This window comes from Nocardioides sp. 616, from assembly GCF_002930065.1.
Classification (GTDB): Bacteria; Actinomycetota; Actinomycetes; order Propionibacteriales; family Nocardioidaceae; genus Nocardioides; species Nocardioides houyundeii.
In genome coordinates, this window is the sequence record NZ_POAG01000010.1 from 171,388 (window position 1) to 183,787 (window position 12,400).

Here is a 12,400-nt window from a genome sequence, read left to right on the forward strand (position 1 = left end):
GCGATGTCACGTGCGCAAAACCACTCAGGAAGTGGTCTAGCGCGCCGATGACATGCTCGTGACCCCTCCCGCGCCCTCCTCCGCGTCCCGCCACGGGACGTCGGGCGCCCGAGCGCGCCGTCGCAACCGCGAGGTCGAGCCGGTCGTCTACGACTTCCGCCGACCCATCCAGCTCTCCCGCGAGCACTCCAGGATCCTGCAGCTGGGCTTCGACAGCTTCGCCCGTCAGGCCACCGGGGTCTTCACCTCCTGGCTGCGCACCGTCTGCTCGGTGCAGCTGCTCTCGATCAACCAGGTCAGCTACGACGACTACATCGACTCCCTGCACGCGCCGACCTACCTGATGAAGCTCTCGGCAGAGCCGATGACCGGCCTCGCCATGATGGAGGTGCCGCTGGCGGCCACCATGAGCTGCATCGACCACATGCTCGGCGGGCCGGGGTCGGACAAGCAGCCGATCCGCCCCCTCACCGAGATCGAGGGCAACGTGCTCTCGGGCCTGATCGAGCGGCTGCTCAGCGAGATGCGCTACGGGTTGGCCGCGATCGCCGACTTCGAGCTGGCCCCCCAGGGCATCGAGTACAGCCCCCAGTTCGCCCAGATCGCCGGTGCCGCCGACGTGATGGTGGTGGTCAACTTCGACCTCCGCATCGGCGACGGTGCGCACCACCTCAGCCTCTGCCTGCCGTTCAACGGGCTGCTTCCCCACCTCGCCAAGGCGGCTGCTCCGGCACCGGTCTCCGACCGCGAGCTGGCCAAGCGCGAGCGGGCGGCGGAGGTGCTGCGCCGCCAGTTCGCCCAGGTGCCCGTCGAGGTCAACGTGCGGCTGCGGGCCACCCGCCTGCATCCCGATGCCCTGGGGGCCCTGCGCATCGGAGACGTGGTGCGCCTGGCACACCCCGCCTCCGCCCCGCTCGACGTCTGCGTCGACGACACCACGTTCGCCCATGCCACCGCGGGGGCCAAGGGCCCCCGTCTCGCCGCCCTGATCGTGGGCGCACCCAAGGAGACCCGATGAACCCGCAGTCCGACACCGTGCTCGCCGTGGCGGCCGCGACCGCCGCCGCCGCGGTGCTCCCCGCCGCCAGCCCGCTGAGCGCCGTGGCCGCGCAGCCCGGCAACGAGCACGTGACGGCCGCCTTCGCCGGCGCCGCCATCGCCCCCCTGGAGGGTCCCGACGGCGCCGTGCACCACCGGGTGGCGGTCCTGGTGGGCGAGGACCTGGTCCGCGCGCTGGCCGAGAGCCCGCTGGGCGGGCTGGACCTGGCCGCGGCCACCCAGCCGGCCATCGACGCGGCCGCCCAGGTGCTGGGCATGATCGCCGGCGCCGCCTCCCAGGTCGAGCTCGACCTGGTGGTCGCCGACCTCGGCGGGAGCTTCACCGCCGTACCGCTGGTGGGTCAGGCGATCGACGCCGCGGTGCTGATCAGCGACTCGCTGCTCGTCGCCGCCGTCGAGGACCCGGCGAGCGCCGCAGCGCACTTCGCCGCCGCCCCCGTGGCCGCGTCCGCTCCGGTCGCCGCTCCCGCGGCCCCGGCGCAGGCACCGGCACCCAGCCGACCGGTGGGCTTCCCCGTCCAGACCAGCGCCGTGCCCAACCGGGGCATCGAGATGCTCGCCGGCGTCGACATGGAGGTGACCGTGGAGCTCGGCCGCACCCGGATGCCGGTCCGCGACCTGCTCGCCCTGGCACCGGGCGTGGTGCTGGAGCTGGACCGCGCCGCCGACGGCCCCGCCGACCTGCTGGTCAACGGGCGGCTCATCGCCCGCGGGGAGGTGGTGGTCGTCGACGAGGACTTCGGCCTGCGGATCACCGAGATCCTCGACGACACGGGCGCCTGAGCCCGTGCTCGAGCTGACGCTGCGCCTGGTCTGCTCCCTCGCCGTGGTGGTGGGGCTGCTGCTGGTGCTGGCCAAGATCGGCCAGCGCCGGTTCCAGGGCAACACCAACGCACTGGTGCGGGTCGTGCACCGCCAGGCGCTGAGCCGCACCTCGTCCGTCGCCGTGGTCACCGTCGGCAGCCGGGTGCTGGTGCTGGGCACCACCGAGCAGCAGGTCCGGGTGCTCGCCGAGCTGGATCCCGAGGAGCTCGTCGACCACGAGGCGCTGGGGCTGACGGAGGGGACGGCCGGAGTCTCCGACTCCACCTCCGACCCCACCTCCGTCCCGACTCCTGCGGCGGCACCGGCCGTGACGCCTGCTGCCGTGCCGGAGCCGCTCGGCCCGGTCGCGGGCTCGGTGCTCTCCCCCGCCACCTGGCGCCAGGCCCTGGCCGCGATCTCCTCGGTCACCGCGAGGCGCCCGTCATGACCCTGGCGCCACCTCGGCTGCGCACGTGGTGCACCGCCGTGGTCGTCGTGCTCCTGGCGCTCCTGGCCACCCTGTGCCTGGGCACCGCCGCCGAGGCCGCCCCCCTCCAGACCGCGTCGTACGACGTCTCCGCGGCGGGCCGGCTGCTGACCGCCCCGGAGGGCCCCAGCGGCCCCGAGGGGCCCAACAGCTCCTCGGTGACCATCGAGCTCGACGGCCTCACCGACAAGCCCAGCACTCCGGTGCTGGTGCTGATCGCGATGACGCTGCTCTCGCTGCTGCCCGCGATCCTGCTGACCTGCACCAGCTTCACCAAGATCCTGGTGGTGCTCGGCCTGACCCGCAACGCGCTGGGCCTGCAGCAGACCCCGAACAACCAGGTGCTCGCCGGCCTCGCCCTGTTCCTGAGCCTGTTCATCATGGGCCCGGTGCTGAGCCAGATGAACGACGTGGGGCTACAGCCCTACCTCGACGGCGACAAGACCACCATGGTCGCCATGGAGGACGGCATCGAGCCGCTGCGCGAGTTCATGCTCGACCAGTCCGGCGACGAGGAGCTGATGCTGCTCACCAACGTCGCGGGTCGCGACCTGCCCGACGACCGGGCGGACGTGGCGCTGACCACCCTGGTGCCGGCCTTCGTGCTCAGCGAGCTCAAGCAGGCGTTCATCATCGGCTTCATCATCTTCATCCCCTTCCTGGTCATCGACATCGTGGTCAGCGGGGCCCTGATGGCGCTGGGCATGATGATGATGCCGCCGGTGATGGTCTCCCTGCCCTTCAAGCTGCTGCTCTTCGTCCTCGTCGACGGCTGGGGGCTGGTCGTCACCTCGCTGGTCTCCAGCTACGGAGGGGTCACATGACCGACACCGTCGTCATCGAGATCGCGCTGCGCACCATGCTGGTGGCGCTCAAGCTCTCCGCGCCCATCCTGCTGACCTCGCTGGTCATCGGCTTCACCATCTCGCTGTTCCAGTCGATGACCCAGATCCAGGAGTTCACCCTCGCCTTCGTGCCCAAGCTGGTCGGCGTCGGGCTGGCGCTGCTGATCAGCGGCAACTGGATGCTGCACACCCTGGTGACCTTCACCCTGGACCTCTTCGAGGCGCTGCCCTCGATGCTGGTCTGAGCTCCGGGCGGACTCGGGTGACCCTCACGATCGCCGGTCAGGAGCTGATCGCCTACCTGCTCGCCTCGGTGCGCATCGTGGCCTGGCTGGCGATCGTGCCGCCCTTCTCCACCCGGTCGGTGCCCACGATGGCCAAGGTCGTGCTCTCCCTGGGGCTGGCGTTCGCGGTGGCGCCCGAGCTGGCCGGCGACATCCCGGTGGGCACCTACGAGCTGCTCGTGGTGGCGCTGACCCAGGTGGTGGTCGGTGCCGGCATGGGGTTCGTGACCTTCCTGCTCTTCCAGGCGATCACCGCCGCCGGCTCGCTGGTCGACGTGTTCGGCGGGTTCGCCCTGGCCCAGGGCTTCGACCCGCTCGGCATGAACATGAACACGGTCTTCGGCAAGTTCCACCAGCAGCTCGCCACCATGCTGCTCTTCGCCAGCGGCGCGCACCTGCTGATCCTGGGTGGCCTGCTCAGCACCTTCGAGCTGCTGCCCCTGGGCGAGCGTCCCGACGTGGCCGGGGCGCCCGGGTTGCTGACCACCGCGTTCACGATGTTCTTCGTGACCGCGGTGCAGATCGCGCTGCCGATGATCGCGGTGCTCTTCATCGCCGACCTCGGCCTGGCCCTGCTCACCAAGGTGGCCCCGCAGCTCAACGCCATCAACGTGATGTTCCCCGCCAAGATCGGCCTGACCCTGCTGCTGCTGGGCCTGTCGTTCCCGGTGCTGCCCGAGGCCATGGACCGGCTGGTCGAGCTGGCGACCGAGGCGATGGCCACGATCGCGGGCGGGGGGTGAGCCCGGCATGAGCGGAGAGAAGACCGAGAAGCCCACAGCGCGCAAGAACAAGGAGAACCGCAAGGAGGGCCAGGTCCCCCGCACCCAGGAGCTGGGCGGCTGGGCCTCGATGCTGCTGGTCGGCATGGCGCTGCCGATGCTGCTGGGTCGCGAGCTCACCGCGTTGCAGGAGCTGATGGTGACCTGCCTGAACGCCTCGGGCGAGCCCGACCCCGAGGTGGCCCTGCAGCTCATGGGGCAGGGGCTCACCCACGTGGCCAAGGCACTGCTGCTGCTCAGCTCGGGGGTGCTCGTGGTCGGCGTGGCCGCGGCGCTGGCCCAGGGCGGGTTCTACCTGGCGACCAAGGCCGTGAAGCCCAAGTTCTCCAAGCTCAACCCGATCTCCGGCGCCAAGCGGGTCTTCGGGCCCCAGGCGCTGTGGGAGGGGGCCAAGATGCTCCTGAAGAGCTCGCTGGTCGGGATCCTGGCGTACGCCGTGGTGAAGTCGATGATGCCGATGCTCGGGGGCCTGGTCCCGATTCCGGTGGTGCTCGAGGTCGTCGCCGACGAGGCGCTCGGACTGATCCGCAACGTCGCGATCGCCGGCCTGGTGATGGCCGCCGCGGACTACATGTTCCAGCGACGCAAGATGGGCAAGCAGACTCGGATGACCAAGGAGGAGGTCAAGCAGGAGTACAAGAACACCGAGGGCGACCCGCTGCTCAAGAGCGCGATCCGCTCCCGCCAGCTGGCCGTCTCCCGCAACCGGATGATGGCCGACGTGGCGACTGCCGACGTGGTGCTGGTCAACCCCACCCACGTGGCGGTGGCACTGCGCTACGAGTCCGAGCGCGGCGGGGCACCGCTGGTGGTCGCCCGGGGCGCCGGCGCGGTGGCCACCCGGATCCGGGAGGAGGCGGCGGCCCACCGGGTCCCGCTGGTGCGCGACGTACCGCTGGCCCGGGCGCTGCACGGGGCCACCAAGGTGGGCCAGGAGATCCCCCCGGAGCTCTTCGGCGCGGTGGCGCAGGTCCTCGCGTTCGTGATCAGCCGACGCACCAGAGGGCACCACGGCGGCGAGCACCGCAGCCCTCGGGCCGAGCAGGTGCTGCCCGACGTGCTGCCGGTGGGACGTCGCCGCCGGAATCCCTCAGACTCGCCTCCCCCCGGCCGATAGGGACTTCGGACGCCAGGACGGTGTCGCCGGTGCCACGGAGGGCGCGCACAGTTGGTGACCCTCGAAAGGCCCTGTCTTGCCCCTGAAGCGACTGACACAGCTGGGTGTCCCGGTCGGCATCGTGCTGATCGTGGTGATGCTCGTCGTGCCGTTGCCGGCGATGGTCCTCGACGTGCTGATCGCCCTGAACATCGTGGGCGCGCTGCTGGTGCTGATGACGGCGATGTTCGTCTCCCGGCCCCTGGACTTCGCCGCGTTCCCGGCGGTGATCCTGGTGATGACCCTGTTCCGGCTGGCACTCAACGTGAGCGCCACCAGGCTGGTGCTCCTGGACGGCTACGCCGGCAAGGTGATCGAGACGTTCGGCCACTTCGTCGTCGGTGGCTCCCTGATCGTCGGCCTGATCATCTTCGCGATCCTGCTGGTCATCCAGTTCGTGGTCATCACCAACGGTGCCGGCCGGGTCGCGGAGGTCGGCGCCCGATTCACCCTGGACGCGATGCCCGGCAAGCAGATGGCGATCGACGCCGATCTCAACTCGGGCCTGATCAGCGAGGACGAGGCTCGTCGGCGGCGCGCCGAGGTGCACGCCGAGGCCGACTTCTACGGCGCGATGGACGGTGCCTCCAAGTTCGTCAAGGGCGACGCGGTCGCGGCCATCATCATCACGCTGGTCAACCTCATCGGTGGCTTCGCGGTCGGCGTCGCGCAGCTGGGGATGCCGTTCGGCGAAGCCGTGCAGACCTACAGCCTGCTCACCATCGGCGACGGCCTGGTCTCCCAGATCCCCGCCCTGCTGCTCTCCGTCGCCACCGGCCTCATCGTCACGCGCAACACCGGCGAGGACGACATGGGCTCGGACATCCTGCGCCAGATCGGCGCCAACCAGATGCCGCTGCGCATCGCCGGCTTCGCCGGGTTCGCGCTCTGCCTGATCCCCGGGCTGCCGAAGATCCCGTTCATCTTCGCCGGCGGGCTGATGCTGCTGGCCTCCACCCGGGTGCCGCAGGCGACCGAAGCGTCGACCGAGACCGCTCTGGTGGACGAGGGTCCCTCCCGCGACGACCCGGAACGGCTGGCCGCGGAGATCCAGGTCGACCCGCTCGGACTGGAGCTGTCGGCCGACATCATCGACCTGGCCGACCCCAGCGTGGGGGGCGACCTGCTGGAGCGGGTCAAGGCGCTGCGCCGCAAGGTCGCCTCCGACATCGGGATCGTGGTGCCCCCGGTCCGCACCCGCGACAACCTCGAGCTGCCCGGCCGCACCTACGCGATCACCCTGTTCGGCATCGAGGTGGCGCGCGGCGAGGCCCCGTCGGGGCACGTGATGGCGATCGGCGACTACCTCGGCAACCTGCCGGGCCAGGCGACCGTCGAACCGGTCTTCGGGCTGGAGGCGAAGTGGATCCCCACCGAGCTGCGCAACCAGGCCGAGCTCACCGGCGCCACCGTGGTGGACCGGGCCTCGGTCATCACCACCCACCTGGCCGAGGTCGTCACCCAGCACGCCGCCCGGCTGCTGGGGCGCGAGGACGTGCGGCTGCTCACCGACGTCATCAAGCGCACCCACCCCGTGGTCATCGAGGAGCTGACCCCCACCCAGCTCAGCCTGGGCGAGGTGCAGCGGGTGCTGCAGTCGCTGCTCGACGAGAAGATCTCCGTGCGGGACCTGGTGCGCATCTTCGAGGCACTCTCCCTGCGGGCCTCGGTGTCCAAGGACCTCGACGGTCTCGTGGAGGCCGCCCGCCAGTCCCTGGGCCCGGCCATCGTCGCGCCCTACCTGCAGAGCGGGAACGTGCACGTGATCAGCCTCGACCCCCAGCTCGAGCACCGGATGCTGGAGTCGATGCGCGCCACCGAGTCCGGGCCGGTCCTGGCGATGGACCCCGATCTGGGGCAGCACGTGCTGGTGCAGCTCAACGCGCTGTGCCACGAGGCGGAGAACCGCGACCAGCGCCCGGTGCTGGTGTGCGCGCCGCAGATCCGCGCCGCTCTGCGCCGCCTGGTGCGACCCACCCTGGACCGGCTGCCGGTGCTGTCCTACCCCGAGCTCACCGGCAGCGGCCAGGTCCGTTCCGTGGGCACCGTCTCCGGTGAGCTGAGCCTCGCCCCGACAGGAGTGATCCGATGAGCATGAGTCCCCTGCACGGCGGCGTCCTGGGCGGCGCGGCGGTCGTCGCCTCCCCGGCGCTGTGGCTGTCCCTGGTGGACGGCACGCTGCCGCTGAGCGACGCCCTGACCCGCTACCTGCTGTCGGTGGTGATCTGCTGGGTGGCGCTCAACGTGGTGGCGGCGATGGTCCTCGTCGAGCCCAGCCCCAAGCTCGCGCACCAGGAGGCGCATCCCGACCAGGAGACCCCGCCCGGCGCCTGAGGGTACCCGGGATCCTGCGCACATGCAGCGACCCGCAGGCCTGCCGCCGAGGGTGTCGGGGCGTCCCGGACGGATGAGCTCCGGGGACCTGCGGGTCGGGTGACTGCTGTGGATTCGCCAGCGCGTCTCAGCGCGGGCTGGTCGCTGCTAGCGGGCAGCCACCTCACACATCCGTAAAGACTTCATCTTTCGGACCACCTCCTTTCCGTGTGCCACAACCGTAGGTCGCGACCGGCCGGCAGCCAAGGGCTTTTCGCACAATTGGCAGCCGGGTGGTTCAGGGGGCGAGGCGGCGGCGCTCCCACCAGCCCGGGTCGGTCTCGGAGCGCCGGTACTCCAGTCGGTCGTGCAGCCGGTCGCGCCGCCCCTGCCAGAACTCCACCGTCAGGGGGCGCACCCGATACCCGCCCCACATCGGGGGAACCGGGACCTGGGCACCGGTGAACCTGGCCTCGACCTCGGCATAGGCCGCCTCCAGCTCCTCGCGCGAGGCGACGGGGTCGGACTGGTGCGAGGCCCAGGCACCCAGCTGGGCGCCCCGGGGACGGGTGGCGAAGTAGGCGGTCACCTCGTCCGGGGGCAGCGACCACGCCTCCCCCGTGACCCGTACCTGCCGCTCCAGCGGGTGCCAGGGGAACAGCAGCGCACAGCGCGGGGTGCCGGCCAGCTCGATGCCCTTGCGCGAGCCCCGGTTGGTGAAGAAGACGAACCCGCGCTCGTCGAACCCCTTGAGCAGCACCATCCGGGAGGAAGGCTGCCCCTGGGTGGAGACGGTGGAGAGCACCATCGCGTTGGGCTCGTGCAGCCCGGCGGCGACGGTCTCGTCGAACCAGCGACGGAACACCTCGAAGGGGTCGTGCGCCGCCTGGTCCTCGGTGAGGCCCCGGTCGGCGTACTCGCGTCGCAACGCGGCCACCTGCTGCGCGGAATCGGGATCCATCCTCGGACCCTAGACCCTCCGGGCCCGGAGTTCGCGGGGTGCCGGATGCACTGTCACCGCCAGGGGTGCACAATGCCAGGGGTACATCTGTGATGTGCCTTCGTCCCCCCGACAAAGGAGTCGCATCACATGACCGAGGTTCACCACGGGCTCGAGGGAGTCATCGCGTTCGAGAGCGAGATCGCGGAGCCGGACAAGGAAGGTTCCGCACTTCGGTACCGCGGTGTGGACATCGAGGAGATCGTCGGGCGCATCCCGTTCGAGAACGTCTGGGGCCTGCTGATCGACGGCGTCTACACCCCCGGTCTCCCGGCGGCGGAGCCCTACAACCTGCCGGTGCACACCGGTGACGTGCGCGTCGACGTGCAGGCCGCGGTCGCGATGCTCGCCCCGGCGTTCGGCTTCGGCCAGACCTACGACATCACCGACGAGCAGGCCCGCGAGGACCTGGCCCGCGTCGCCGTCATGGTGCTCTCCTACGCAGCCCAGTCGGCTCGCGGCCTGCACCAGCCCGTGGTGCCGCAGAAGCTCGTGGACCAGGGCAAAACCCTGGCCGAGAAGTTCCTGCTCCGCTGGAAGGGCGAGGCCGACCCGGCCCACGTCAAGGCCATCGACGCCTACTGGTCCTCGGCCGCCGAGCACGGCATGAACGCCTCCACGTTCACCGCCCGGGTGATCACCTCCACCGGGGCGGACGTGGCCGCGGCGTTCTCCGGCGCCATCGGCGCGATGAGCGGCCCGCTGCACGGCGGCGCCCCCTCCCGGGTGCTGGGCATGATCGAGGACGTCGAGAAGACCGGCGACGCCGAGGCCTACGTCAAGAAGCTGCTGGACGACGGCGAGCGCCTGATGGGCTTCGGTCACCGGGTGTACCGGGCCGAGGACCCCCGGGCCCGGGTGCTGCGTCGCACCGCCCGTGAGCTGTCGGCGCCTCGCTACGAGGTCGCCGAGGCGCTCGAGCAGGCCGCGCTCAAGGAGCTGCGCGAGCGCCGCCCCGACCGGGTGCTGGAGACCAACGTGGAGTTCTGGGCCGCGATCGTGCTCGACTTCGCCGAGGTGCCCGCCAACATGTTCACCTCCATGTTCACCTGTGCCCGCACCGGTGGCTGGTCGGCGCACATCCTGGAGCAGAAGCGCACCGGTCGCCTGATCCGCCCCTCGGCCATCTACACCGGTCCGGCCGCGCGCTCGGCCTCGGAGATCGAGGGCTGGAAGTCGGAGTGGGCGGACTGACCGACGCCGCCGCGGTCGACCTCTGGGACACCGAGGCCAGGACGTTCGACGACGGTCCCGACCACGGGCTGCACGACCCTTCGTGCCGGAACGCCTGGGCCGAGCTGCTGCTGGCAGTGATGCCGGCGGCCCCGGCCCGGGTGGCGGACCTCGGCTGCGGCACCGGCACCCTGTCGGTGCTGCTGGCCGAGGAGGGGTACGTCGTCGACGGGGTCGACTTCTCCCCCGAGATGCTGCGCCGGGGCATCGCCAAGGCCGGCGGCCGGGTGCGGTTCACCATCGGTGACGCCGCCGACCCGCCGCTGGCCGACGCCTGCTACGACGTGGTGCTCTGCCGCCACGTGCTCTGGGCGCTGCCCGACCCCGCGGCCGCCCTGGCGCGCTGGACCCGACTGCTCGCCCCGGGCGGTCGGCTGCTGCTCGTCGAGGGCGACTGGGGCACCGGGGCCGGGCTCACCTCGGCCACGGTGGTGTCCCTGCTCAGCCAGGTGGGCCGGAGCGGTGCGGTGCGCTACCTCACCGAGCCGGTGTTCTGGGGCCGGACCGTCGAGGACGAGCGGTTCCTGGTGGTCTCCCGCACCTGAGCACCGCATCGGCGTGCGCTGGATCGGGTACGGGATGGGTGAGAGATCCCCACCCCAAGGAGCGTTCCACCGATGACCGAGACCCCCGACAGCGAGAGCTACCACGACTACAGCGTGGACGACGAGGACCAGCCCCAGGGCGAGGGCGACAGCCTGGTCGACGACCGCGGCCTCACCGAGCCGCTCGACGAGGGCTACTCGCCGCCGGAGAAGTGGTCGGCCGCGCAGGGGTTCGGCAACACCCCCCTGGAGGAGGCCACCGGCGAGACGCTCGACCAGCGCCTGGGCCAGGAGATCCCCGAGCCCGACCCCTACGAGGCGGCGGCAGAGGCCGAGGCCGAGGAGCAGCTCGACGACGGCGAGGTCGGTGCGGAGCGCGCCGGGCGCCTGGTCGACCCCGATGCCGGCATCGGCGAGGACACCGAGAAGGAGCTGATCGGCGAGGACGTCGGTATCGACGGCGCCGGCGCGAGCGCCGAGGAGGCCGCGGTCCACATCGTCGAGGAGTAGGCGCTGCCCGCGGTCGGCGGCGTCGGTAGCCGAGCACGGGCGGGATGGCGCCTAGAATCCTCATATGAGGGGGACACATGAGCGCCGGTGATCCCTGGGCGGGCCTGTCACACGACCCGCGGGCGCCGGAGCACGCGCACCTCCGCTCGGCCCAGCGCGACCGGGACGCCGTGGCACAGGTCCTGGCTGAGAGCTTCGCGGACGGGCGCCTGGACCGCGAGGAGTTCGACGCGCGCTCGGAGACGCTCACCGCTTCGCGCACCCTGGGCGAGCTGCCACCCCTGGTGGCGGACCTGGTGCCCCCTGCGCCGCTGCACCAGCCGACCCCCTACCAGTCCGGTCTTCCGCTCGAGCAGGTCGAGGCGATCCGGGCCAGGGCCGTCCAGCGCTACGAGCGCCGGCGCCAGGAGTCGTTGTGGACCTTGATCACCGTCAGCCTCATCTGCTTCACCGTGTGGGGAGTGGGCTCGCTCGGCGGCGGTCCGGGCTTCCCCTGGCCGCTCATCGTGCTGGCTGCGTTGGCCGCGCACCACGTCCGGGTGGTGCTCGAACGCCGACGCAGCATCGAGGAGGAGACCGGGCGATTGGAGCGCAAGGCTCTGAAGGCGCAGGAACGCAAGGCTCTGAAGGCACGCGAGCGCGAGGCACGACTTCCCGAGGCCGAGGCCTGACCCTGGAAGCCGCCGGCCTCAGGGCTGCTCGACGTACCAGCTGGTCAGCCCGCGTGCGGCCCGCCGGATCAGGGAGATATGCATGTGGTCCCGGTGCCGCAGCGTGACAGAGCAGCCCTTGCGCCGCGGGCAGGCCGAGCTGCGGTAGGGCCGTTCGGCGAAGCCGTGGTACGCCGACCAGATGCGGTCGTTCCAGATCACGTACATGATGCCCATCCGCCGGGCCAGCGCGTGCGGGTTGCCCGCCTGGTCAGGGGCGAACACCTCGTCGAGGAACTGCTCGGCGATCAGCGTGTCCGCCCGGGACCGCGCCTGCAGCATCCAGTCGAAGGCTCGCGCCTCCTTGTGCTCGGAGGTGCCGGAGCCGGCACAGCTGCTGCCGATGGGGCCCATCCCCCCGCCCCGTGCGACCAGGGACTCGGCCAGCCGGAGCACCCCCGACCTGGCCTGGCGTCGGCACCTGGTCTGGGGCTGGTAGTCGGCGTACGACTCGATCGCGGAGGTGAAGAGCGCCGGCGTCTCCTTGGCATGTGCCGCGACCACCCCTGCGGGAACCAGCAGGCCAGCGCCGACCAGTGCCCCGACCAGGGCCGCGACCAGGGTGGCGACGAGAGTGAGGGGGACCATGCGGAACCGGCTGTCGAGCACGTCGGGACGGTACGCCGAGCCGACCGCCGCCGTCCGCCGTACCGAGATTTCGGTACGGCGGAC

Annotated in this window: 15 protein-coding genes; 13 read left to right on the top strand and 2 right to left on the bottom strand. The window is 71.3% G+C overall.

Annotated features, from left to right (window positions below):
- Positions 1-58: 58 nt before the first annotated feature.
- The 9 genes from C5H89_RS02805 (at position 59) to C5H89_RS18795 (ending at position 7,751) form a co-directional block, all read left to right on the top strand.
- The gene (locus C5H89_RS02805) at positions 59-1,018 is read left to right on the top strand and encodes a flagellar motor switch protein FliM (RefSeq protein WP_240181659.1); all 960 of its coding nucleotides are present in this window, start codon (positions 59-61) and stop codon (positions 1,016-1,018) included.
- Positions 1,015-1,842: a flagellar motor switch protein FliN gene (gene fliN, locus C5H89_RS19455; protein ID WP_104105567.1), complete on the top strand. Its 828-nt coding sequence runs from the start codon at positions 1,015-1,017 to the stop codon at positions 1,840-1,842. Before C5H89_RS02805 ends, fliN begins: the two co-directional genes overlap by 4 nt.
- A gap of 4 nt (positions 1,843-1,846) precedes the next feature.
- On the top strand, positions 1,847-2,311 hold the full coding sequence (locus tag C5H89_RS02815; protein WP_104105568.1) for a flagellar biosynthetic protein FliO: 465 nt from the start codon (positions 1,847-1,849) through the stop codon (positions 2,309-2,311).
- The gene (gene fliP, locus C5H89_RS02820) at positions 2,308-3,174 is read left to right on the top strand and encodes a flagellar type III secretion system pore protein FliP (RefSeq protein ID WP_104105569.1); all 867 of its coding nucleotides are present in this window, start codon (positions 2,308-2,310) and stop codon (positions 3,172-3,174) included. The genes C5H89_RS02815 and fliP overlap by 4 nt, the downstream gene beginning before the upstream one ends.
- On the top strand, positions 3,171-3,440 hold the full coding sequence (locus tag C5H89_RS02825; protein WP_104105570.1) for a flagellar biosynthetic protein FliQ: 270 nt from the start codon (positions 3,171-3,173) through the stop codon (positions 3,438-3,440). The genes fliP and C5H89_RS02825 overlap by 4 nt, the downstream gene beginning before the upstream one ends.
- 17 nt (positions 3,441-3,457) lie before the next feature.
- Positions 3,458-4,222 (top strand): flagellar biosynthetic protein FliR, encoded by a 765-nt coding sequence (locus C5H89_RS02830; protein WP_104105571.1) that lies wholly within the window; start codon positions 3,458-3,460, stop codon positions 4,220-4,222.
- Between the two features lie 7 nt (positions 4,223-4,229).
- Positions 4,230-5,378 carry an EscU/YscU/HrcU family type III secretion system export apparatus switch protein gene (locus tag C5H89_RS02835; protein ID WP_104105572.1) on the top strand — a complete coding sequence of 383 codons (1,149 nt, stop codon included), beginning with the start codon at positions 4,230-4,232 and terminating at the stop codon, positions 5,376-5,378.
- A gap of 76 nt (positions 5,379-5,454) precedes the next feature.
- Entirely contained in the window at positions 5,455-7,509 is a 2,055-nt protein-coding gene (gene flhA / locus C5H89_RS02840; protein ID WP_104105573.1) for a flagellar biosynthesis protein FlhA, read from the top strand.
- Positions 7,506-7,751 carry a hypothetical protein gene (locus C5H89_RS18795; RefSeq protein WP_162799181.1) on the top strand — a complete coding sequence of 82 codons (246 nt, stop codon included), beginning with the start codon at positions 7,506-7,508 and terminating at the stop codon, positions 7,749-7,751. Before flhA ends, C5H89_RS18795 begins: the two co-directional genes overlap by 4 nt.
- A gap of 277 nt (positions 7,752-8,028) precedes the next feature.
- On the opposite strand, the gene pdxH is transcribed toward C5H89_RS18795, so the two are convergent.
- On the bottom strand, positions 8,029-8,691 hold the full coding sequence (gene pdxH / locus C5H89_RS02845) for a pyridoxamine 5'-phosphate oxidase (protein WP_104105574.1): 663 nt from the start codon (positions 8,689-8,691) through the stop codon (positions 8,029-8,031).
- Positions 8,692-8,820: 129 nt separating this feature from the next.
- On the opposite strand from pdxH, the gene C5H89_RS02850 reads away from it, so the two are divergent.
- From C5H89_RS02850 to C5H89_RS02865, 4 genes are all read left to right on the top strand, one after another.
- Positions 8,821-9,924 (top strand): citrate synthase 2, encoded by a 1,104-nt coding sequence (locus tag C5H89_RS02850; RefSeq protein ID WP_104105575.1) that lies wholly within the window; start codon positions 8,821-8,823, stop codon positions 9,922-9,924.
- Entirely contained in the window at positions 9,912-10,508 is a 597-nt protein-coding gene (locus C5H89_RS02855) for a class I SAM-dependent methyltransferase (protein ID WP_205304827.1), read from the top strand. The genes C5H89_RS02850 and C5H89_RS02855 overlap by 13 nt, the downstream gene beginning before the upstream one ends.
- Positions 10,509-10,580: 72 nt before the next feature.
- Complete coding sequence (locus C5H89_RS02860) at positions 10,581-11,018, top strand: DUF5709 domain-containing protein (protein WP_104105576.1); 438 nt, start codon at positions 10,581-10,583, stop codon at positions 11,016-11,018.
- A gap of 77 nt (positions 11,019-11,095) precedes the next feature.
- The gene (locus C5H89_RS02865; protein ID WP_104105577.1) at positions 11,096-11,689 is read left to right on the top strand and encodes a DUF1707 domain-containing protein; all 594 of its coding nucleotides are present in this window, start codon (positions 11,096-11,098) and stop codon (positions 11,687-11,689) included.
- Between the two features lie 18 nt (positions 11,690-11,707).
- On the opposite strand, the gene C5H89_RS02870 is transcribed toward C5H89_RS02865, so the two are convergent.
- A partial coding sequence (locus C5H89_RS02870; protein ID WP_205304828.1) for a hypothetical protein occupies positions 11,708-12,400 on the bottom strand: 693 nt, incomplete at its 5' end.